Source organism: Pseudomonas sp. FSL R10-2964 (assembly GCF_009600035.1).
Classification (GTDB): Bacteria; Pseudomonadota; Gammaproteobacteria; order Pseudomonadales; family Pseudomonadaceae; genus Aquipseudomonas; species Aquipseudomonas bubulae.
In genome coordinates this window covers 157,011-178,970 of record NZ_WIWH01000002.1, presented here as the reverse complement: position 1 = coordinate 178,970, position 21,960 = coordinate 157,011, and the positions used below count along the sequence as shown (strand labels likewise).

Below are 21,960 nucleotides of genomic sequence, written 5' to 3'. Positions count from 1 at the left end.
GATCCTTGTTCGAGGTTTTTTATATCGCGAATGGGAACGGATTCGTTCCTGGTCTTACTACGACGATATGCCCGACAGGATCTTGCAGTGCCTGTGCGAAATTATTTTCAGTGCACCCACGCCACAAAGGGCAGGTAGGTGATGTTGAGGCCGTAACGCTGTTCCAGGGTATGCAGCAGGTTCTGTGGATCGTTGAGGTCGAACACGCCGCTGATCTGCATGGCGCCGAGTGTTGCATCGGGCAGCACGATACGGCCGTATTGATAGCGCTCCAGTTCGGCGAGTACGTCCTGCAAGGGTTTACGGTTGAAGATCAGCTTGCCGCGGTGCCAGGCGGTGAGGGCATTGGCATCAACCTGCTGGCGCTCGGCGACAGCCTGGCCTGGTTGATACAGTGCCTGCTGGTTGGGTTGCAGCTCCAGGGTTTGCGTCTGGTGCTGCACTTGCACCGCGCCCGAGGCGACCAGTACACGGGTCTGAACTGCATCGCGGCGCACGCTGAAGGCCCCGCTTTTAGCCGCCACCCGGTCTTGCCCGGCCTGGACGATAAAGGGGCGCGACGGGTCATCGGCCAACTCGAACAGGGCTTCGCCCTTGCGCAAGATGACGCTACGTTGATTGCCCGTGAAGTCGACCGACAACGCCGTGGCGCTGTTCAACGTGACACGCGTGCCATCGCTCAACAGCCATTGCTGGCGCTGACCGACCCCGGTGTGATGAGTGTCGGACCAGCTTGGTACATAGTCCGTAGCGCCATACCCGAGTACGGCCAGTAGCAACCCCGCCGCCAGCCCGTTGGCCCAGCGATAAGCCCGGCGGCGCGGTCTTGCGCGATGTTGCTCGGCGCTGGCGGTCAGACCGATATCCGCCCATAGCGCTTCGGCCTCTTGGGCCGCGGTTTTGTGCGCCGGGCTCAACTGTTGCCAGCGCTGATAGTCCAGGCGCTGGCGTGCGCTGGCTTCGCCCGAGTGCAGCAGGGTCTGCCAGTCGATGGCCTGATCGTCGAGATCGTCAGGGGAGGGCGTTGAAGGCATCACGGCACGCTCAGGCATGGTTGTCTTTTAGCCAGTCACGGCAGTGGCGCAAGGCCTGGCCAATGTATTTTGCCACCATACTTGGCGACACGCCCAGTTCGACGGCGATCTGGGCTTGGGTCATGCCGTCGATGCGACTCAGCAGTAACGCCTGGCGGGCATTGGGCGACAGTTGTTGCAGCGCCTCATCCAGAATGCCGATGCGCTCGGTGGCCAGCAGCAGACCTTCGGGCGGCAGCCCCGGATCAGCGATTTGCAGTGAAGGCGGTTCGCCGCTCAGGTTGCGTGTCTGGCGCTGATCCACGCGCAAGGCATCGATGGCCAGGTTGCCCGCCACCTTGAAAATAAAGTGCCGGTCATTAAGTACCGTGACCGCCTCGGGGTCGATTTTTGCCAGCTTGATCCAGGTTTCCTGCGCCACATCCGCTGCCCGATGCCGGTCACGCAGGCGCCGGGTCAGGAACGACAACAGATCGTCGTAGTGCTCCTGAAAACTGGCCAGCAGGCTGGAGGGTGAAGGCGAGGGCATGGAGCAGGGCTCAGGCGTTAATGAGAAGCCGTATCATTAACGATTGAACCCGATGGCGCAACGACTCTTGCTGGGATGAGCATTGAGTTATAGCGGTCGACAAGTCTTGTGGGAGTGTGGCTTGCCCGCGATGGCATCAACGCGGTCTGGCAGGACGACCGCGCCGCTTGAGTCGAGAGCAAGCCCGCTCCCACAGTTTTCTGCGGACGCGACAAAACCTTGCGCAGGTGCACATCGGGTTTGATTGGGTAGGGGGGAAAACGCGGTTCCCTTGAACAAGGGAACGCATTCAGGTGCCACAAATAATGGCGGAGAACGGGGGATTCGAACCCCCGACACCCTTTTGAGGTGTACTCCCTTAGCAGGGGAGCGCCTTCGGCCACTCGGCCAGCTCTCCGCGAAACGCCGCGTATAGTAACCAGCCTTTCGTCAGTTGCCCATAGAAAATTTAACCTGATCTGCGTTTTGCGCAGAAAAGCTCAAAAAACAGGCGTGCGATCGCTCACCGGGTTCTCGGTGGGAGGCAAAATGCTGTTGGTTACAGGGTTTTGACGCGATTCCCTTGAGCAAGGGAAAAAGAATGGTGCACCAGGCGGGATTCGAACCCACGACCCCTGCCTTCGGAGGGCAGTACTCTATCCAGCTGAGCTACTGGTGCGACGCGGCCGCCATCATACTCATCTGCGTGTCAGTCGTCCATGCCGCTGATTCGTGAGGTGTTTCCTTACGCGTTATGGGCTATTAATGGGGGCCGGGCGATAAAACGGTGAAGTCTGGCAGCTTGTTCTTTTTTTCGAACAGGCTATTGTCCTTTACCCCCTTTATCCCTAGGATTCGTTTGAGATTTCAAACGCTCTTGTCTGGGTGCTGAATCGCACGGCATGTTCTTTGTGCGTCATTTAGATACTTTGGCAGTGAATGACTTCCTGACGGCAGCCTTCCACGGCGCCTTTCTACTTTAATAATTCGCTCCGCGCCTGCGCGGTGCTGTTAAGGAAAGCCCACATGCAGCTCAAAGACGCACAGTTGTTCCGCCAGCAAGCCTATATCGATGGTGCCTGGGTTGATGCGGACGGTGGCCAGACCATCAAGGTCAACAACCCGGCTACCGGTGAAATCATCGGCACAGTGCCAAAGATGGGCGCGGTTGAAACCCGTCGTGCCATTGAAGCCGCAGACAAAGCGTTGCCAGCCTGGCGTGCCCTGACCGCCAAAGAGCGTGCAACCAAGTTGCGTCGCTGGTTTGAGCTGCTGATCGAAAACCAGGACGACCTCGGCCGCCTGATGACCCTGGAGCAGGGCAAGCCACTGGCCGAAGCCAAGGGCGAAATCGTTTACGCTGCTTCGTTTATCGAGTGGTTTGCTGAAGAAGCCAAGCGTATTTATGGCGACGTTATCCCGGGCCACCAGCCGGACAAACGTCTGATCGTGATCAAACAACCGATCGGCGTGACCGCTGCCATTACCCCGTGGAACTTCCCGGCAGCCATGATCACCCGTAAAGCCGGCCCGGCCCTGGCCGCCGGTTGCACCATGGTGATCAAGCCAGCTTCGCAAACCCCGTTCTCGGCCCTGGCCCTGGTTGAGCTGGCACACCGTGCCGGCATCCCTAAAGGCGTGTTGAGCGTTGTAACCGGCAGTGCCGGCGATATCGGTGGCGAGCTGACCAGCAACCCGATCGTGCGCAAGCTGTCCTTCACCGGCTCGACCGAAATCGGTCGCCAGTTGATGGCCGAATGCGCCAAGGACATCAAGAAAGTGTCGCTGGAGCTGGGCGGCAACGCACCTTTTATCGTGTTCGACGATGCGGACCTGGATAAAGCCGTAGAAGGCGCGATCATCTCCAAATACCGCAACAACGGTCAGACCTGCGTATGTGCCAACCGCCTGTACATTCAGGACTCGGTCTACGACGCATTCGCAGAAAAACTGAAAGTAGCGGTGGCCAAGCTCAAGATCGGCAATGGTCTGGACGAAGGCACCACCACAGGCCCCCTGATCGATGACAAGGCCGTGGCCAAGGTCAAGGAGCACATCGCTGACGCACTGAGCAAGGGCGCGACCCTGCTGACCGGCGGCAACAGCCTGGAAGGCAGCTTCTTCGAGCCGACCATTTTGGTGAACGTGCCGAAAAACGCCGCTGTGGCGAAGGAAGAAACCTTCGGCCCGCTGGCGCCGCTGTTCCGTTTCAAGGACGAAGCTGAAGTGATCGCGATGGCCAACGATACGGAGTTCGGCCTGGCGTCGTACTTCTATGCCCGCGACCTGAGCCGTGTATTCCGTGTGGCTGAAGCGCTGGAGTACGGCATGGTGGGCGTCAACACCGGCCTGATCTCCAACGAAGTCGCGCCTTTCGGCGGGATCAAGGCGTCGGGCCTGGGCCGTGAAGGCTCCAAGTACGGCATCGAAGACTACCTGGAAATCAAATATCTCTGCCTGGGTATCTAACCCGGCGGGTGGTTCAAGCAGAGGGGGCACGAGAGCGATGCTTCCCCTGCGTTTCAAACTGTTAATTTTTGTGGCCGGGAGCGCCATGCCAGTCGATCATCGCATGCTGGCATGGGTGTCTGCCTGGCGCGTCAGCCTTGAACCACGCCGCTTGATCAGCGGCGAATGAGGAACACCATGAGCAACAAGACCAACGCATCCCTGATGAAACGCCGTGAAGCCGCTGTTCCGCGCGGTGTTGGCCAGATCCACCCGATCTTCGCCGAGTCGGCAAAAAACGCGACCGTTACTGACGTTGAAGGCCGCGAGTTCATCGACTTCGCCGGCGGTATCGCGGTACTGAACACCGGTCACCTGCACCCGAAAATCATTGCCGCCGTGCAAGAACAACTGACCAAGCTGACCCACACCTGCTTCCAGGTACTGGCTTACGAGCCTTACGTCGAGCTGTGCGAAAAGATCAACGCCAAGGTCCCGGGCAATTTCGACAAGAAAACCCTGTTGGTCACCACCGGTTCCGAAGCCGTTGAAAACGCCGTGAAAATCGCCCGTGCCGCAACTGGCCGTGCCGGCGTGATCGCCTTCACTGGCGCATACCATGGCCGTACCATGATGACCCTGGGCCTGACCGGGAAAGTCGTACCGTACTCGGCAGGCATGGGTCTGATGCCAGGCGGTATCTTCCGCGCGCTGTACCCGTGCGAACTGCATGGCGTGAGCGTGGATGACTCCATCGCCAGCATCGAGCGCATTTTCAAGAACGACGCCGAGCCTAAAGACATCGCTGCCATCATCATCGAGCCGGTACAGGGCGAAGGTGGTTTCTATGTGGCGCCGAAAGCGTTCATGGCCCGTCTGCGCGAGCTGTGCGACAAGCACGGCATCCTGCTGATCGCGGATGAAGTGCAAACCGGCGCTGGCCGTACCGGCACGTTCTTCGCTATGGAACAGATGGGCGTAACGGCCGACCTGACCACTTTCGCCAAGTCCATCGCTGGCGGCTTCCCGCTGGCCGGTGTGTGCGGCAAGGCCGAGTACATGGACGCCATCGCTCCAGGCGGTCTGGGCGGCACCTATGCCGGTAGCCCGATTGCTTGCGCAGCAGCGCTGGCGGTACTGGATGTGTTTGAAGAAGAGCATCTGCTGGACCGTTGCAAGGAAGTCGGCGAGCGCCTGGTAACCGGCCTCAAGGCTATCCAGGCCAAGCACCCGGTGATCGGTGATGTGCGTGCGTTGGGCGCGATGATCGCGGTCGAGCTGTTCGAAGGCGGCGATTCGCACAAGCCAAATCCGACGGCAGTGGCACAAGTGGTTGCCAAGGCTCGCGACAAGGGTTTGATCCTGCTGTCGTGCGGCACTCACGGCAACGTCCTGCGCGTACTGGTACCGCTGACCTCGCCTAACGAGCAATTGGACAAAGGTCTGGCCATCATCGAGGAGTGCTTCGCTGAACTGGCGTGAGCTGCGCACCTGACGGTGTGACCTGATAGACAAAAAAACCGCTTCGGCGGTTTTTTTGCGTCTGAAGCGTCTATTTGGGTGTTTTGGCCTGTATCCGCGTGCGCCCTTTGACTAAGGTGCCTGTATCGCACGGGGAGCAAACTGGATGACGGTTGTAGATTTAATGGCAGCACCCACTGTATTGATTGCCGAGGCCGATCCCTGGACTCGGGATTTGCTCAAGCAAGTGGTGCTGACGGTACGTTGCGACGCTCAACTGGATGTCTGTGGCGACGGTCAGCAGGCGCTTGCGCAGTTGGGCAGGAAAACTTATGGCCTGGTGATTGCTGACCGTGAGCTGCCGGGTGTAGGTGGTCTGGATCTGTTGCGCACTGTGCGCCAACGCCGCGCGGTTGCAGCGCAGCCATTTATTTTGTTGAGTGCACGTAATGACAGCGCCAGTGTGCGCGAAGCCTTGCCGCTGGCGCCAACGGCTTATCTGACCACACCCTTGGATATTGCCGGCCTGACCAGGCGCCTCAAGAGCCTGCTGCTCTCGGCGGGGCAAGAGATTTCGTGTGACGTACCGGCACTGGCGCCAGGCATGACCCTCAAGCGTTTTCTGGAGCAGCGCCGCGCGTCTTCCGATGGCGCGCCGCTAAGAGTGGATGCGCAATCGGCGCTCAAGGGCAGCCTCACGCCTGAAGGGGTGGACCTGGCACGGCTTGAGCAGCAAGTACGCACCGATCCACAAATTACGGCGGTGCTGATTGCGGCCGCCAACAGTGCGGCGCAGCACCTTGTGAGCCCGGCCCAGACCCTTGCGCAAGCCATGCAGCGGCTGGGGCCTGCGCAAAGCGTGAACCTGGTCCAGGGGCTTACTCTCAAGTACAGCGCGCAGTTGAGCGATCCTTGCCTGGCGGACTACGCCGAGCGTTACTGGGCGTTGTCCCAGCGTGCGGCAGACTATGGCCGCACATTGGCAGGCATGTTGAATCTGGATCAGGAGCGTTGTTTCTGCGCCGGGTTGTTGCACTGCCTGGGTGATCTGGCCTTGGTGCGTTGCTTGCAGGAGTGGCGCCAGGCGGGTGGGGAGCTGGATACCCAGGCTATTGATGCCTCTCTGGCCGAGTTTGGCGCAGCCTATGGTTCAGCCTTGCGCACGCGCTGGCGATTGCCGCTGGAGCTGCGGGAGTTGATTGCGGCGATGTATCACCTGGGTGGTGGGGGGTACTCGCGAGAAGCGCTGGTGATGAACCTGGCGGCGCAAGTGGCCAATCTGGAGTCGGAAGAGGGGATTGCCGAGGTGGCCGGCGGGAAGACGGCGCGTTTGTTGCGGGTGGGTATGTCGCAGCTTTCGCAGTTGATCAAGAGCCCCTCACCCTCTCCCGGAGGGAGAGGGGACTAAAGGCAAAAGCGGATTTTCGTCACATTGAAGATCAGCCCCCTCTCCTTCCAGGAGAGGGTTGGGGTGAGGGCGCTTGCTCTTAAACCGCTGCAGGGCGCAGCGAGTAGGTCTTGAGCTGGTGGGCAAAGTCGCGCAGCGACTGGATCCCGCTGGCTTCTGCCTCGTGAACCCATTCCTTGATCGCCGCCAGCATGTCGTGACCGTTGGTGCTGGTTTTGACCCAGATCTGTTGCAGGGCCAGCCGCTTCTCGTAAATCACTTTCAGTGAGTGGCTATGCTCCAGCATCTTTTCAATACGCTGATGGTGGCGGTCTTCAAGCAGGCTGGTTTCGCGCGACAGCAGACGCTTGGCGCGGCGGAACTGATGACGCACCGAATGATCGACCTTGGCCAGCTCTTGCTGCACCAGCGGTGCAATCACCAGCTTGCGGTACTGGGCCATGATCTGGAAACGGTTGTTGAGGATCGCCATGGCGGTGTCCATATCCAGATTGCCCTTGCCTTCCACCCGGTGGGCGATAGGCGCAACACGCTGAACCTTGGCCAGGCGCAAAAAGCTGAAGACCTTGATCCAGGCCCAACCCAGGTCGAACTCCCACTTCTTGACCGACATCTTGGCCGAGTTGGGGTAGGTGTGGTGGTTGTTGTGCAGCTCTTCACCGCCAATGATGATGCCCCAAGGCACCAGATTGGTGGCTGCGTCGCGGCATTCGAAGTTGCGATAACCCACCGCGTGACCCAAACCGTTGACCACACCTGCCGCCCACACCGGGATCCACATCATCTGGATGGCCCAGATAGTCAGGCCGATAGCACCGAACAGCAACAGGTCGATGACCAGCATGAGCGCCACGCCGAGCATTTTGTAACGCGAATAAAGGTTTCGCTCAATCCAGTCTTCAGGGCAGTTTTTGCCATAAATACGCAATGTTTCAGGATTTTGCGCTTCTTCACGATACAGCTCTGCACCTTTTCGCAAAACGGTCGATAACCCTTTGATAACCGGGCTGTGCGGGTCATCGACGGTTTCGCATTTGGCGTGGTGCTTGCGGTGGATGGCTGTCCACTCACGGGTATTCTGCGCGGTGGTCAGCCACAGCCAGAAGCGGAAAAAGTGTTTCAGGCCACCATTGAGCTCAAGCGAGCGGTGGGCTGAGTAGCGGTGTAGATAAACCGTGACACCGATAATGGTCACGTGGGTCATCAACAGAGTGACTGCCACCAGTTGCCAGGCTGACAAGTCGAGAAAACCGTTGTACCACATAGGCTGTTTGGCCCTCGGGAAGATGAAAAAAACTGCAACACGCATTATCACCATGCAGCCAGATAAAACCAGTCGGCCTTTCAGATAAGAGTGCCCGGATGTTTCTTACACTATAATTCCCACTTTTTTGTAGGCGCATTAACTTTCTTATGTCTGTTTCTTCTCGCGATGCCTTGCGTACGGCCTTGTTATACGGGCTGCTAGCGGTTTTCTGGCTGCTGATGACTGATCATTTATTGAACAGTTATTTCGATGATTCAGCACAGTTGGTGCGGTGGCAGCAGGTAAATGGCTATGTTTTTGCCCTGTTCAGCGCCGTACTGATTTTTTTCGCCCGGGCCCGTTTGTTCGATTTTTTGGGGATGAACCCCGGTCTGAAGCGCCAGCTTCAGGATAGGGAGCGCTTGCGTCAGGCAGCGGTGGTGTTTGACTGCACCCGTGAAGGGGTGCTGGTCAGCGACAGCCGCGGGGTGATCGTTCACGTCAACCGTGCCTTGGTTGAAATAACCGGCTACCCGGCCGAAGAGGTGCTTGGCCGACGCCCGAACATGTTCAAGTCGGGTCGCCACGGCCCCGCGTTTTATCAAGCAATGTTCAAGACGATCGATGAGCGCGGCGAGTGGCACGGCGAAATCTGGAACCGGCGCAAAAGCGGCGAGGTCTACCCGCAGTGGCAGACCGTGCGCTCGATTACCGATGACAAGGGCCAGGTCAGTTACTATGTCGCGGTTTTTTCGGATATCTCCGCGATCAAGAACTCCCAGACCGAGCTCGCACGTCTGGTTCACCATGATCCCCTGACTGACCTGCCCAACCGTCTGCTGTTCACCGACCGCACCGAGCAGGCGCTGGCTTCTGCGCAACGCCACCAGACCGGCTGTGCTCTGCTGATGATCGACCTCGATCACTTCAAGATCATCAATGACAGCCTGGGCCACAACGTCGGTGACCTGCTGCTCAAGGCGGTGGCCGAGCGTTTGCTCAGGGTGTTCGGCAAAGGCTTTACCGTGGCCCGGCTGGGCGGTGATGAGTTCGCCGTACTGGTCGACAGCTGTGAGCATGCGAGCCAGGCCGCCGGGCTTGCGCAGCAGGTGCTGGAGGTCATGAAGGGCCCGTTCGATGTCGACAGGCATCAACTCTTTATCAGCGCCAGCGTCGGCATCAGCGTGTTCCCCGGCGATGCTCTGAACGCCGAGCAATTGCTGCGCAATGCCGACTCGGCTTTGTTCAAGGCCAAAAGTTCGGGACGCGAGGGTTATGCCTTGTACACCGAGGAGCTGACGGCCCATGCCCAATACCGGGTTGAGGTGGCCAGCGATCTGCGCCGCGCCCTGGAGCAGCACGAGCTGCGCGTGTACTACCAGCCGGTGCACAACCTTAAAACCAGCCGCCTGATTGGCGTTGAAGCACTGGTGCGCTGGGAGCTCCCGCTGCGGGGGCTGTTGTCACCGGGTGAGTTTATCCCGATCGCGGAACGTACCGGGTTGATCGCCGAGATTGACGCCTGGGTGCTGGAACAAGCCTGTTGGCAGATGGTTCAGTGGCAGGCTGCAGGTGTGGAACTGTCGTTTGTGGCGGTGAATATTTCCAGCCGACTGTTTGCCCGTCCCGAGCTGTTTTCGCTGGTTTCAACGGTACTGGCAGACACCGGGCTGGATCCGGCCTTGCTGGAGCTTGAAGTGACCGAAAGTGCGGTGATGGACAACTCGCAAGTGGCCCTGGAGCAGATGCATCGTCTGCGGGTGCTGGGTTTGCGCCTGGCCATCGATGATTTCGGCACCGGTTTTTCATCTTTGCTGCGACTCAAGCGCCTGCCTGTGCAGAAGCTGAAAATCGATCAGGGCTTTGTCGCCGGCTTGCCTGGGGACAATGATGATGTGGCGATCGTGCGAGCGGTTATCGCACTGGGTCAAAGCATGGGCCTGGAGGTGCATGCCGAAGGGATAGAGCAGGTTGAGCAGGCGCAGTTCCTGCTCGACCTTGACTGCAACCTGGGCCAGGGCTACTGGTTTGGGCGTCCGATGCCTGCCAAGGATCTGGACTGGCAACGGGCGCCGGCAATTCGCCCCTGAACCGGGCTTAGTCCTTTTCTGGCGGCAGGGTCGGCAGCGCGCGCAGTGCGGCTTCGTACCACTCAGTGTTAAAGGCGCGATCTTCTTCGAGGATCGCGTCAATCTCCACGGCCAACACATGGGCCATCATCTGCAGAATATCGTCGCGCTCGTAGCCGACCAGGGTCAGTTTGTTGAACGTGGCTTTGGCAGCAGGCGGGTTGTCGCTTTCAATCTGGTTTTCAATCGCCTGAATCAGGGTGGATTCGGCGAACTCTTCTTCGTTGTCGATATCGGTTGGCTCGCTCATGGGCAGGCTCCTTGGGTAAAGGTTGGCAGTCTAACGGTATTCAGGATGCTGATGCTGCTAGCCAGCCTGATGGCGAAGCTCTATAACAGCTGCTGCCAACCCCAACACGGCCTGGAGGCTTTGTAATGCTCAAGCTTTATGGATTCGCAGTCAGCAACTACTACAACATGGTCAAGCTGGCGCTGCTGGAAAAGGGCGTGCCCTTTGAAGAAGTGCCGTTTTTCGCTGGCAAGACCCCTGAGGCGCTGGCCATCAGCCCCCGCGGCAAAGTCCCGGCACTGGGGGTTGAACAAGGGTTTATCAACGAAACCAGCGTGATCCTGGAATATATCGAGCAAACCCAATCGGGCCTCAGGCTGCTACCAGTGGATCCGTTTGAGCGTGCGCAGGTGTTGGCACTGGCCAAGGAAATCGAGCTGTATATCGAGTTGCCTGCCCGCGCCTGTTACCCCGAGGCGTTTTTCGGCATGCAAGTGCCCGACGCGATCAAGGAAAAGGCCCGCACCGAGCTGCTCGACGGTATCGCCTCCCTGGGCCGTCACGGCAAGTTCGCGCCTTATGTCGCGGGCGAGACCCTGAGCGTGGCGGATATCTACTTCGCCTTCAGCGTTGATCTGGCCTGTGGCGTCGCACACAAGGTGTTTGGTCTCGACCTGCTGGCCGACATGCCGGGTGCCAAGGCATTGCTGGAGCGTCTGCAGCAAAACCCGCACGTGCAGAAAATCGCCGCGGACAAGGACGCCGCCATGCCGCAGTTCCTGGCGTGGATCAGCAGCAAGAAATAACCAGTACACAGGGTGTCGCCCCCTATTGTGGGAGCGAGCCTGCTCGCGAAGGTCTCAAGAACATCGCGTTTATCCAGCAAAACGCGGTATCCATAACACCTTTCGCCAGCAGGCTCGCTCCCACAGGGGCGCCGCTTTGAGGCTTAACGGCTGGCCAGCAGCGCCTTGCCGCGAACTACTGCCGCTTTCACCTGCGCCGGCGCAGTGCCGCCGATGTGATCACGGGCATTGACCGAACCTTCAAGGGTCAGTACGGCAAACACATCGTCTTCGATCTGATCGCTGAACTGACGCAGTTCTTCGAGGCTCATTTCCGCCAGGTCCTTGCCGGTTTCAACGCCGTACTTCACAGCGTGGCCGACGATTTCGTGGCAGTCACGGAACGGCAGGCCACGGCGCACCAGGTAGTCGGCCAGATCGGTCGCGGTGGAGAAACCACGCAGCGCCGCTTCACGCATGATCGCGTGCTTGGGCTTGATCGCCGGGATCATGTCGGCAAAGGCGCGCAGCGAGTCGCGCAAGGTGTCGGCGGCGTCGAACAGGGGTTCCTTGTCTTCCTGGTTATCCTTGTTGTAGGCCAATGGCTGGCCTTTCATCAGGGTCAGCAGGCCCATCAGCGCACCGAATACACGGCCGCTTTTGCCACGTACCAATTCCGGCACGTCGGGGTTTTTCTTTTGCGGCATGATCGAGCTGCCGGTGCAGAAGCGGTCGGGCAGGTCGATAAACTGGAATTGCGCGCTGGTCCATAGCACCAGTTCTTCGGAGAAGCGCGACAAGTGCATCATCGCGATGCTGGCGGCGGCGCAGAATTCGATGGCGAAATCGCGATCGGAGACGTTGTCCAGCGAGTTGCCGCCCACGGCGTCAAAGCCCAGCAGTTGTGCGGTGAATTCGCGGTCGATCGGGTAGGTGGTGCCCGCCAGTGCGGCGCTGCCCAGAGGCATGCGGTTGGTGCGCTTGCGGCAGTCGACCAGGCGCTCGTAATCGCGGCTGAGCATCTCGAACCAGGCCAGCATATGGTGACCAAATGTTACCGGCTGTGCGGTCTGCAGGTGGGTAAAGCCGGGCATGATGGTCTCGGCTTCACGCTCTGCCTGTTCCAGCAGGCCTTTTTGCAGGCGGGTGATCTCGGCCAGGATCAGATCGATTTCGTCACGTAGCCACAGGCGGATATCGGTCGCAACCTGGTCATTACGGCTACGGCCGGTGTGCAGTTTTTTGCCGGTCACGCCGATGCGGTCGGTCAGACGCGCCTCGATGTTCATGTGCACGTCTTCCAGGTCGATGCGCCAGTCAAACGTACCGGCTTCGATTTCGCTCTGGATGGTTTTGAGGCCGTCGATGATGCTGTCGCGTTCGGCATCGGTCAGCACGCCGACCTTGGCCAGCATCGTGGCGTGAGCCACGGAGCCCATGATGTCATGGCGATAAAGGCGCTGGTCGAAAGTGACGGAGGCGGTGAAACGCGCAACGAAGGCGTCGACGGGTTCACTGAAGCGGCCGCCCCAGGACTGATTGGTCTTGTCGGTGCTCATGGATTCGCTCGTAATCGGCTGAGGGGAGTTACACAAATAGTTACCGCGAATCATAACAGGGTTGCCATTCATGGCGTTGACGCAGCTCGGCAGGTTTTTGTGTGAAGTGCGGTATAAATAAATTTCCGAAAGGAAATGTATCGTTTGAATACTTTCGCCTTGGCAACCGTCTACAGTTGGTCGTATGGATCAGTCATAGCAGGTCTTTGTAGATTGCCAGACGTATCCGGTATTAAATCGAGCAATCGAGGCAGGTGAATATTGCTGTGAGGTTTGCGGCACTTTTTGGCCTTCGCGCTAGTCTTAGCGTGGATCGCCGTGACAGTCGTCACATCACCTGTCTACGCTATCCTTGTGCGAGACTCACGCAGGAATACAGCGCTATATGAATGTCCTGATCGTTGATGACGAAACCCTGGCCCGCGAGCATTTGAGCCATTTGCTCAGCACGCTCGGGGGCTATACGTTGCTGGAGCCTGGCGCCACTAATGGCGAAGAGGCACTTAACCTGATCGAAAGCCTGAAACCGGATGTCGTTTTGCTCGATATCCGCCTGCCAGGCCTCGACGGGTTGCAGGTTGCAGCCAAATTGTGCGAGCGCGAGCTACCGCCTTCGGTGGTGTTTTGCGTGGCGCCTGACGAGTTTTCCGTACAGGCCCTGCAAGAGAGCGGTGTCAGCTATGTGCTCAAGCCGGTCACCGCAGATGCCCTGCGTGCTGCCCTGAAAGAGGCGCACCGGCCCAACCGCATCCAGCTGGCTGCACTCACCCGGCCTGCCGCGCAAACCGGCAGTGGCCCACGCAGTCATATCAGTGCCAGAACCCGAAAAGGCATTGAGCTGATCCCTATCGACCAGGTGATCTACTTTATCGCTGACCACAAATACGTGACATTGCGTCACGCTGGCGGTGAAGTTCTGCTCGACGAGCCGCTCAAGGCACTCGAAGACGAGTTTGGTGAACGCTTTGTGCGTATTCACCGTAATGCACTGGTGGCCCGAGACCGCATCGAGCGCTTGCAACGCACGCCCCTTGGGCATTTCCAGCTGTTCCTGCGCGGCCTGAACGGGGATGCGCTGATTGTGAGCCGCAGGCATGTGGCGGGTGTTCGCAAGATGATGCAGCAACTGTAATTCGTGCTCAAAAGGCGTGGATACGCCGTTTTTGGGCCAGGGAGGCCGAGGACTTTCTGATACAAGTCAAAGCTGTTTTGGCTGAGCTGTTATTATCAGCCGTATCTTTTCAGTACGGATTGATCCATGTCCTCTCGCGAAATCCGCATCGCTACCCGTAAAAGCGCCCTGGCTCTTTGGCAGGCCGAATACGTTAAAGCCCGTTTAGAGCAGGCTCACCCCGGTATTTTGGTGACGCTGGTGCCCATGGTCAGCCGTGGTGACAAGCTGCTGGACTCGCCGCTGTCGAAAATTGGCGGCAAGGGGCTCTTCGTCAAGGAGCTGGAAACAGCCCTGCTCGAAAACGAAGCAGACATCGCCGTGCACTCCATGAAAGACGTACCGATGGACTTCCCTGAAGGCCTGGGTCTGTTTTGCATTTGCGAGCGCGAAGATCCGCGTGACGCCTTCGTTTCCAACACCTATGCCAGCCTCGACGATTTGCCTCAGGGCAGCATTGTCGGTACGTCGAGCCTGCGCCGTCAGGCCCAGTTGCTGACTCGCCGTCCGGACCTGCAAATCCGCTTTCTGCGTGGCAACGTCAATACCCGTCTGGCCAAGCTCGATGCAGGTGAATACGACGCCATTATCCTCGCGGCTGCCGGCCTGATTCGCCTCGGTTTTGAACAGCGCATCACATCACCCATCAGCATCGAAGACAGCTTGCCAGCCGGTGGCCAAGGCGCAGTGGGTATCGAATGCCGCAGCGCAGATCCCGAAATCCATGCCCTGCTGACGCCTTTGCATCACGCCGATACGGCCGTGCGCGTTACGGCCGAGCGTGCGCTGAACAAGCATCTCAACGGTGGCTGCCAAGTGCCGATTGCCTGTTATGCCGTGCTTGAAGGCGAGCAAATCTGGCTGCGCGGCCTGGTCGGCGAGCCGAGTGGCGGTGTGTTGCTCAGTGCCGACGCCCGTGCGCCGCGTGCACACGCCAGTGAGTTGGGTGTGCAAGTGGCTGAGGCTCTGCTGGCCCAAGGGGCTGGGGATATTCTCAAAGCCGTTTATGGTGAGGCAGGTCACGAGTGACAGGCTGGCGCTTGCTGCTGACCCGGCCAGCCGAGGAATCGGCCGCGCTGGCCGCTGAGCTGGCGGCTGCCGGGATATATAGCAGCAGCTTGCCACTACTGGCGATCAGCCCGTTGACCATGACTGATGCTCAGCTTGCGCTGATTGCGGGTCTTGACCGGTATTGCGCAGTGATTGTGGTCAGCAAGCCTGCGGCGCGCCTGGGGCTTGAGCTGGTCAGCCAGTACTGGCCGCATGCGCCCCGGCAGAAGTGGTTCAGCGTTGGCGCCGCGACGGCGCAGATTCTCGCCGATTACGGCCTCGATGTTAGCTACCCTCAACGGGGTGATGACAGCGAGGCGCTGCTGGCGATGCCCGAGTTCAAGTCTGCAGTGGGGGGGGATCAGCCCAGCGTGTTGATCCTGCGTGGGGAGGGTGGTCGCGAGTTGCTCGCGGATCGTCTGCGCAGCATTGGCGCGCAGGTCGACTACCTTGAAGTCTACCGCCGCGTACTGCCGTCATACCCGCCTGCAACCCTGTCCCGGCGGGTTGAAGTGGAACGCCTGAACGCGCTGGTGGTCAGCAGTGGGCAGGGTTTTGAACATTTACGGCAGATGGCAGGCGATTCCTGGCCCATGCTTGGGTGCCTGCCGTTGTTTGTTCCAAGCCCGCGGGTTGCTGAGCTGGCTCGCAGCGCCGGGGCGCAACATGTTGTGGATTGTCGTGGTGCAAGCGCCACGGCTTTGCTGGCGGCGCTGCGGGAGCATCCCGCACCTGCTTTCTAATGCAAAGGATGGATTCGTGAGCGAAACAGTCTTGTCCAAAGAACACGTGCAGCCCGCGCCAGAAGCGCCGGCTAAAAAAACCGAACCTGCACCACAGGGTCGAGGCAATGGCCTGGCGGTTTTCGCCCTGTTGCTCGGCGCCGCCGGTGTTGCTGTCGGCGGCTGGGGGGTATGGCAGGTGCGTCAACTGCAAGCTGCCACCGCAGAGCAGCTGAGCGACGTACCGGCCCTGGCCGCGCAAACGCTTTCGATCAAGCAGGGCGAGCAGAAGCTGCTGGCGCGGCTCAACCAACTGCCTTCGGCCAGTGAACTGGATAATCAGCGCCAATTGGTCGTGCAGCTGCAAGGCGATCAGCAGCGCCTGAACCAGCGCCTGGAAACCGTACTGGGCGAAAGCCGCAAAGACTGGCGCCTGGCCGAGGCCGAGCACTTGTTGCGTCTTGCCACCTTGCGCTTGTCGGCCCTGCAAGACGTCACCAGCGCCCAGGCACTGGTACAGGGCGCGGACGCGATTTTGCGTGAGCAGAACGATCCGGGTTCATTCGCCGCTCGTGAGCAACTGGCCAAAAGCCTGACTGCATTGCGCAGTGTTGAGCAGCCGGACCGCACCGGACTGTTTTTGCAGTTGGCGGCCTTGCGTGATCAAGTGGCGCAACTCAGTGCGCTGGCCCCGGCCTATCAGAACCAGGGTGACTCGCTGGCCAGCCTCACCGCTGATGGCGATGGCGCGAGCCGTTGGTCCCGGTGGTGGGAGGAGATCTCGCACTACATCCGCATCGACTTCAATGCCGACAAAAATGTGCGCCCCCTGTTGGCTGGCCAAAGCCTGACCCAGGTTCGCCTGGCCTTGAGCCTGGCGCTGGAGCAAGCCCAGTGGGCGGCGCTCAATGGCCAGGAGTCGGTTTACACCCAGGCCCTGGCGCAGGCGCAAGATGTGCTCAAGGGCAACTTCAATGCGGATAACCCGCAGAGCAAAAAAATCCTCGAGCAAGTGATTGAACTCGGCAAGCAGCCGGTTACGGTAAAAACCCCGGACCTTGCGGCTGCCTTGAGCGCAGTACAGGCCTACCTTGAGCGTCGGCATGTGCGTGCGCAAGAGCCGGTCAAAGCGGCTGCCAGCCCGGCGCAGGAGGCACTTCCATGAAGCGCTTCTACGTGATTGTGTTCTTGTTGATTGCAGCTGCGGCCTGCATCGGCCTGGCAATTGCTGAAGATGCGGGCTATGTGCTGATCGCCTATAAAAATTTCCGTTACGAATCCAGTGTCTGGGCAACGCTCGCGCTGCTGGCCGTCCTGTGGCTGCTGGTGTGGGGAGTCAAGCTGCTGGTGGAGCTGGTGACGGCTTCTACAGGGCTGGTCAACCCGTGGTCGCGGCGCAACCGCAGCCGTCGAGTGCAGATCGCCATCGAGCAAGGCCAGATGGACCTTGCCGAGGGCCGCTGGGCCAGCGCACAGAAGCATCTGGCCCGTGCCGCCGAAGCCGAGCCGCAGCCATTGCTCTACTACCTGGGGGCTGCACGAGCGGCCAACGAGCAGGGGCACTACGAAGAAAGCGACAACCTGCTGGAGCGAGCGCTGGAACGCCAGCCTCAGGCCGAACTGGCCATTGCCCTGAGCCATGCCCAGTTGCAGGTGGACCGTGCTGACACCGAGGGCGCGCTGGTGACCTTGCAGGCCATGCATGAGCGCCATCCACACAATGTTCAGGTGTTGCGCCAGCTGCAGCGTCTGCACCAGCAGCGTGGCGACTGGACGGCGTTGATCCGCCTGTTGCCAGAGCTGCGCAAGGACAAGGTATTGCCGCCCAAGGAGCTGGCCGAGCTGGAGCGACGGGCCTGGGGGCAGAATCTGAGCCTGGCGGCCCAGCGTGAAAGCGAAGGCGAGGCGGGGTTGCAGTCACTTCAACGCGCCTGGCAACAGCTTACCTCGGCCCAGCGCCAGGAGCCCGCGCTCGTGCTGGCCTATGCCGAGCAATTGCGCCAGCTGGGCGCGCAAACTGAAGCCGAAGAAGTCTTGCGCGGGGCGCTCAAGCGCAGTTATGACAGCCATCTTGTGCGCCTCTATGGCCTGCTGCGCGGCAGTGACCCGGTGAAGCAGTTGCAGGCCGCCGAAGGCTGGCTCAAGAGCCATCCCGGCGATGCCAGCCTGCTGTTGACCCTGGGTCGCCTGTGCCTGCAAAACAGCTTGTGGGGCAAAGCGCGGGATTACCTTGAAAGCAGCCTCAAGGTGGAGCGCAACCCCGAAACCTGTGCCGAGCTGGCGCGACTGCTGGCCCAGTTGGGAGATACGGGGCGCAGTAATCAGCTTTTTCAGGAAGGGCTGAATTTGCTGGATGAGCGTTTGCTCGCATCCCCCTTGCCAGTCACTGCCACGACCCTGTGAAGAGGCCAGCCTGGCGTGTGTTTCGGCACACGTGGGGCTGCCTGCAGTATTGAGCGAGCGAGGGGCAATCTGCCTTTTCCTACATGATTTGTTCTAAAGGCTTAGTGTTTCTGTTGTGGTTTCCTTGGTTTCTTCGAGAACTATCCGCTTAGGGTCACCTTGAAAGGGCTAATGGCTTTCATCTACCGTAACCAACTGTCTCTTTTGTCATGGAAAAGCCATGTTCTTGGCAGCTTCACGTTTTATTTTCTTTTTAGCCTTTGTAGTAGGCGCCTTGGTAATGGGCGGCACTTTTTATCTCGAGTACGGGCCCGGACTCAAGCCTTGTTCGCTATGTCAGGTTCAGCGTTTTTTCTTGCTGGATTTCTGCCTCGTCAACCTGGTGGCTTTTGCCCATGGCCCCAAAGGTTTTGGCATGTTGTGTTACTCCCTTGCCTCCATGTTGTTCGCGCTGGGTGGCGCGGCGAGTGCCTTGAGGCAGGTATGGCTGCAAGAGCTGGCGCCAGATCAACTGATGCTCTGTCAGCCAGAGCTGGCCTGCATCTGGCGCGACATGTCGCCGAGTGAAATCATTTCGATGATTTATCGTGGCAGTGAGGACTGCACACATATTCACTGGACCATCTTTGACTTGAGCATTCCCGAGTTGAGCTTGCTGGCCTTTATCGGGCTGCTTGTTCTTGCCATCTTTCAGATCAGTCGCTCGATTGCCAGGGACAAATTACCCCGTGACTGCGACGTGAAGTAGCACTTGGGATTAAACACTTGTATGAATTTTCTCTCGTGGGTACCTTGAAGCAGTTGGCAAGCGGGCATAATCTGGCCCGCACGTATCACGGAGTTATGCCGCCCAATGCCCGTGCAATCGTGCAGGTTTTGGTTCACACAGGCCTGGCTGATGTCGGGTGGCATGGGCCCACAAGGGAAGAGAGATCATCATGCTCGAAAGATGCGAGAGTGCTCAGGAACGATTCAACGGCGTCCACCAACTGGTAGACCGCTGGTTGCTTGAGCGCCGTAAACTTGTGAAGGCTTATGCGGTTCTGCTGGAGCAGCAAAACAATCCCAAACGCGGGCCTCAAAAAGAGTTTTGCCAGCTGCTGGTCGACTATGTGTCCGCAGGCCATTTCGAGATTTACGAGCAGCTCAATCAGGAGGCCAAGGCCTTCAATGACGAGCGCGGGCTTGCCCTGGCAGAGACCATCTATCCGCGTATCAACGTGATTACGGAGGCCGCCCTGGCTTTCAACGACCATTGTGATGGTAAGGCCCATCGCCCTGACTGTGACAAGCTGGCAGAAGAGATCAAGGTTTTGGGCGCTCTGCTTGATGAGCGTTTTGAGCTTGAAGACTGCTTGATCGAAGTGCTGCACAGCGCGCACAAGCAGAAAGAAGCCGCTCAGGCTTAAGCAACAATCCATTTAAAAAACGGTGCGCAATGGCGCGCCGTTTTTTATTTTCGGGACGGTTACTTTCGGGTAGCGAACAGTTCGATTTCAAACACCAGTGGTGTATTGGGGGCAATCAGATCCCCGGCCCCCTGGGTGCCGTAAGCTTGGCTTGAAGGTATCGCCAGCCGCCATTTCGCACCCACCGGCATCTGTACCAATGCACTGCGCCAGCCGGCGATTACGCTGCCCAGGCGAAACCATTGTGGTTGGGTGCTGTGGTCGAACACGGTGCCATCGGGCAGTAGGCCCACATAGCTCACATACACCGAATCCTGTGGGCCGGGCTTGGCGCCTTTGCCGGGTTTTAGTTCGGTCAGGATGATGCCGTCGGCCAGCTCGCGAGCCTGGGGTTGCTGTTTTTCGACCAGCAAAAAAACTTCTTCAGCGCTCAGGGCGGCGTTGATGCCTGACGAGGCCTGCCCGGGATCTGTTTGAGCCTGATGCTGCGCCAGAATCTGGCCGATGCGCTCATCCGTCAGGGCCAGCGGTTTGCCTTGGTAGGCGGTGTGCAGGCCCTCGATCAGTGCCTGGATCTGTAGCTCGGGGACTTCCTGGCGCAAGCGTTCGCCCAGGCTGGCGCCCATGCTGTAGGCCAGATCGCGGGCGTCGTCGGGGGAGGGAGAGGGGGCTGCGTCAGCCACAGGCGCAAGGCACAACAACATCCAAAACATGTAACGCGGCATGGGGGTTCTCCGGCGTGATGTGCGAGCGATTATGCCAGCGCCCGAGCGGCGCCGATGTTTTAATTCGAAGGGGCTAAAAGACGTTTGGGCACTCTTTGAATTTAGCTGGCTTGGCCGTTAAAGATTGATCCAGCACAAGTTTTTCGACGTCATGCAACGTGCAGCTATCCTTAGTGTCAACATGCCCTAGCGGCGGTAGTTGCAGAGGTCTAGTATGAGCCGCACTCACTTCAGCCAGGAGGTAAACCATGTCGGCCAATAAGAAGCCCGTAAATACGCCGTTGCACTTGCTCCAACAGCTCTCAGGCAGTCTGCTTGAGCATTTGGAAAACGCTTGCTCCCAAGCGTTGGCTGATGCTGAGAAACTGCTCGCCAAGCTTGAAAAGCAGCGCGGTAAAGCGCAGGAAAAACTGCACAAGTCACGTGCAAAACTGCAAGACGCCGCCAACGCCGGAAAATCCAAGGCTCAGGCCAAGGCCAAGTCTGGGGTCAAAGAGCTCGAGCAACTGCTCGACTCACTCAAAGACCGTCAAAGCGAAACGCGCACTTATATTCTGCAACTCAAACGTGATGCTCAAGAAAGCCTGAAGTTGGCCCAAGGTATCGGTCGAGTCAAAGAGGCTGTTGGCAAGGCTTTGTCGAGTCGCGATGCCAAGCCTGCAGCGGCAGCGAAAAAACCGGCTGCCAAAGGGGTTGCCAAGGCTCCGGCCAAAGCACCGGCCAAAGCAGCTGCCAAGCCTGCCGGCAAAGTAGCGGCGGCTAAGCCTGCGACCAAGCCAGTTGCTGCAAAAACCGTAGTGGCCAAGCCGGCAGTGTCCAAAACGGCTGCGGCAAAACCGACCGCCAAACCCGCAGCGGCCAAACCAGTACCAGCAAAAGCCCCGGTAAAAGCGGCGGCCAAACCTGCAGCTAAACCTGCAGCGGCCAAACCTGCCGCTAAAACCGCAGCGGCCAAGCCCGCAACGGCCAAGCCTGCGGCAAAACCCGCAACGGCCAAACCTGCAGCGGCCAAGCCTGCGGCAAAACCCGCAGCGGCTAAACCTGCAGCAGCCAAGCCTGCCGCAAGAAGGCCAGCAGCTGCCAAACCGGCCGCGGCTCCGGCCAAGCCCGCCGTGACGTCCGCCGCCGCGGCACCCGCTACAACCCCGGCGTCAACTCCGGTAACCGCTACAAACTCGGCTACGACCCCAGCCAGCGCTTCTTAAGCGCGATTGATTGCGACGCGCAGCGTATGCAGCGCGTCGCAATCAGGGTGACCGGCATCGACCGTCATCTTCTGCAGCCAGGCGCAGGTATCCTGCGATTGCGTTTTCGACCAGCCCTGAGTCACGGATTCCAGGCGCCGCAACAACATCCGTTCGGCCTCCAGCTCCAATGCCTTGACCTGTACGCGCAGCGTCGCCAGTGCATCGTCGTGCGCGGCTGCTTCGCGCCAGCGTGTTCGCAGTTGTCGCAACGGCTGAACCACTTCGTGCTGCCAGGGTCCGGCACAGGCATTCAGTTGCCCAAGGCGCGCCTTGTCGAAGGCCACGCCGCGCTCCTCAAGCCAGGCTGCACACAGCAGCACACACACATCCACACCCTGGTCCTGCAATTGCAGGCAGGCCTGCTCCACCCCAGGTCGGGCATAGAGGTTCAAACAGTAATTCCACAGGTCAGTCTGCATAGTGCAA

20 protein-coding genes, 2 tRNA genes and 1 pseudogene are annotated in these 21,960 nt (G+C 59.3%); 14 read left to right on the top strand and 9 right to left on the bottom strand.

Features of this window, described 5'->3' with window-relative positions; all coding sequences use genetic code 11:
* Positions 1-107 precede the first annotated feature (107 nt).
* The 4 genes from GHN92_RS02365 to GHN92_RS02350 all read right to left on the bottom strand — a co-directional run bounded on the left by GHN92_RS02365 (position 108) and on the right by GHN92_RS02350 (position 2,221).
* Complete coding sequence (locus GHN92_RS02365) at positions 108-1,052, bottom strand: FecR domain-containing protein (RefSeq protein WP_256666387.1); 945 nt, start codon at positions 1,050-1,052, stop codon at positions 108-110.
* On the bottom strand, positions 1,045-1,563 hold the full coding sequence (locus tag GHN92_RS02360; RefSeq protein WP_095017812.1) for an RNA polymerase sigma factor: 519 nt from the start codon (positions 1,561-1,563) through the stop codon (positions 1,045-1,047). The genes GHN92_RS02365 and GHN92_RS02360 overlap by 8 nt, the downstream gene beginning before the upstream one ends.
* Before the next feature lie 306 nt (positions 1,564-1,869).
* Positions 1,870-1,960, bottom strand: a tRNA-Ser gene (locus GHN92_RS02355).
* 184 nt (positions 1,961-2,144) lie between these two features.
* Positions 2,145-2,221: transfer RNA gene (locus tag GHN92_RS02350), tRNA-Arg, on the bottom strand.
* 347 nt (positions 2,222-2,568) lie between these two features.
* Here GHN92_RS02350 and gabD point away from each other — a divergent pair.
* From gabD to GHN92_RS02335, 3 genes are all read left to right on the top strand, one after another.
* Complete coding sequence (gabD, locus tag GHN92_RS02345) at positions 2,569-4,011, top strand: NADP-dependent succinate-semialdehyde dehydrogenase (protein WP_095000664.1); 1,443 nt, start codon at positions 2,569-2,571, stop codon at positions 4,009-4,011.
* 177 nt (positions 4,012-4,188) lie between these two features.
* Entirely contained in the window at positions 4,189-5,472 is a 1,284-nt protein-coding gene (gabT, locus tag GHN92_RS02340) for a 4-aminobutyrate--2-oxoglutarate transaminase (RefSeq protein ID WP_153379262.1), read from the top strand.
* A gap of 145 nt (positions 5,473-5,617) precedes the next feature.
* Entirely contained in the window at positions 5,618-6,859 is a 1,242-nt protein-coding gene (locus GHN92_RS02335) for an HDOD domain-containing protein (protein ID WP_153379260.1), read from the top strand.
* 79 nt (positions 6,860-6,938) lie between these two features.
* On the opposite strand, the gene desA is transcribed toward GHN92_RS02335, so the two are convergent.
* Positions 6,939-8,123 (bottom strand): delta-9 fatty acid desaturase DesA, encoded by a 1,185-nt coding sequence (desA, locus tag GHN92_RS02330; RefSeq protein ID WP_165446538.1) that lies wholly within the window; start codon positions 8,121-8,123, stop codon positions 6,939-6,941.
* Between the two features lie 149 nt (positions 8,124-8,272).
* Between desA and dibA the strand changes: the two genes are divergently transcribed.
* Positions 8,273-10,195 carry a phosphodiesterase DibA gene (gene dibA / locus GHN92_RS02325; RefSeq protein WP_153379258.1) on the top strand — a complete coding sequence of 641 codons (1,923 nt, stop codon included), beginning with the start codon at positions 8,273-8,275 and terminating at the stop codon, positions 10,193-10,195.
* 7 nt (positions 10,196-10,202) lie between these two features.
* On the opposite strand, the gene GHN92_RS02320 is transcribed toward dibA, so the two are convergent.
* Positions 10,203-10,484 (bottom strand): hypothetical protein, encoded by a 282-nt coding sequence (locus GHN92_RS02320; RefSeq protein WP_095004408.1) that lies wholly within the window; start codon positions 10,482-10,484, stop codon positions 10,203-10,205.
* A 125-nt stretch (positions 10,485-10,609) separates the two neighbouring features.
* Between GHN92_RS02320 and GHN92_RS02315 the strand changes: the two genes are divergently transcribed.
* Positions 10,610-11,269: a glutathione S-transferase family protein gene (locus GHN92_RS02315; RefSeq protein WP_095000669.1), complete on the top strand. Its 660-nt coding sequence runs from the start codon at positions 10,610-10,612 to the stop codon at positions 11,267-11,269.
* Between the two features lie 143 nt (positions 11,270-11,412).
* Here the strand turns inward: GHN92_RS02315 and argH are convergent, their stop codons facing one another.
* Positions 11,413-12,807, bottom strand: a complete 1,395-nt coding sequence (argH, locus tag GHN92_RS02310; protein ID WP_095000670.1) for an argininosuccinate lyase — start codon at positions 12,805-12,807, stop codon at positions 11,413-11,415.
* 257 nt (positions 12,808-13,064) lie between these two features.
* Between argH and GHN92_RS02305 the strand changes: the two are divergent.
* The 8 genes and pseudogenes from GHN92_RS02305 to rsd form a co-directional block, all read left to right on the top strand.
* Positions 13,065-13,196: pseudogene (locus GHN92_RS02305) on the top strand (sensor histidine kinase); the annotation flags it as partial.
* Complete coding sequence (locus GHN92_RS02300) at positions 13,193-13,939, top strand: LytTR family DNA-binding domain-containing protein (RefSeq protein WP_095000671.1); 747 nt, start codon at positions 13,193-13,195, stop codon at positions 13,937-13,939. The pseudogene GHN92_RS02305 and the gene GHN92_RS02300, both read left to right, overlap by 4 nt.
* Before the next feature lie 126 nt (positions 13,940-14,065).
* The gene (gene hemC / locus GHN92_RS02295; RefSeq protein WP_095000672.1) at positions 14,066-15,007 is read left to right on the top strand and encodes a hydroxymethylbilane synthase; all 942 of its coding nucleotides are present in this window, start codon (positions 14,066-14,068) and stop codon (positions 15,005-15,007) included.
* Positions 15,004-15,771, top strand: a complete 768-nt coding sequence (locus tag GHN92_RS02290; protein WP_178102584.1) for a uroporphyrinogen-III synthase — start codon at positions 15,004-15,006, stop codon at positions 15,769-15,771. Before hemC ends, GHN92_RS02290 begins: the two co-directional genes overlap by 4 nt.
* A 16-nt stretch (positions 15,772-15,787) precedes the next feature.
* On the top strand, positions 15,788-16,915 hold the full coding sequence (locus GHN92_RS02285; RefSeq protein ID WP_095000674.1) for a uroporphyrinogen-III C-methyltransferase: 1,128 nt from the start codon (positions 15,788-15,790) through the stop codon (positions 16,913-16,915).
* Positions 16,912-18,153, top strand: coding sequence for a heme biosynthesis protein HemY (locus GHN92_RS02280; RefSeq protein ID WP_095000675.1), 1,242 nt, complete (start codon positions 16,912-16,914; stop codon positions 18,151-18,153). The genes GHN92_RS02285 and GHN92_RS02280 overlap by 4 nt, the downstream gene beginning before the upstream one ends.
* Positions 18,154-18,373: 220 nt before the next feature.
* Complete coding sequence (locus GHN92_RS02275; RefSeq protein WP_095017808.1) at positions 18,374-18,901, top strand: disulfide bond formation protein B; 528 nt, start codon at positions 18,374-18,376, stop codon at positions 18,899-18,901.
* 190 nt (positions 18,902-19,091) lie between these two features.
* Positions 19,092-19,562, top strand: coding sequence for a sigma D regulator (gene rsd, locus GHN92_RS02270; protein ID WP_095000677.1), 471 nt, complete (start codon positions 19,092-19,094; stop codon positions 19,560-19,562).
* A gap of 59 nt (positions 19,563-19,621) precedes the next feature.
* Here rsd and GHN92_RS02265 read toward each other — a convergent pair whose 3' ends face one another.
* Positions 19,622-20,287: an FKBP-type peptidyl-prolyl cis-trans isomerase gene (locus tag GHN92_RS02265; protein ID WP_095000678.1), complete on the bottom strand. Its 666-nt coding sequence runs from the start codon at positions 20,285-20,287 to the stop codon at positions 19,622-19,624.
* Positions 20,288-20,535: 248 nt separating this feature from the next.
* Here GHN92_RS02265 and GHN92_RS02260 point away from each other — a divergent pair, with 248 nt between their 5' ends.
* The gene (locus GHN92_RS02260; RefSeq protein ID WP_153379256.1) at positions 20,536-21,492 is read left to right on the top strand and encodes an AlgP family protein; all 957 of its coding nucleotides are present in this window, start codon (positions 20,536-20,538) and stop codon (positions 21,490-21,492) included.
* On the opposite strand, the gene GHN92_RS02255 is transcribed toward GHN92_RS02260, so the two are convergent.
* On the bottom strand, positions 21,489-21,953 hold the full coding sequence (locus tag GHN92_RS02255; protein ID WP_095000681.1) for a TIGR02444 family protein: 465 nt from the start codon (positions 21,951-21,953) through the stop codon (positions 21,489-21,491). The two genes, GHN92_RS02260 and GHN92_RS02255, sit on opposite strands and share 4 nt — an antisense overlap.
* Positions 21,954-21,960: the final 7 nt, after the last annotated feature.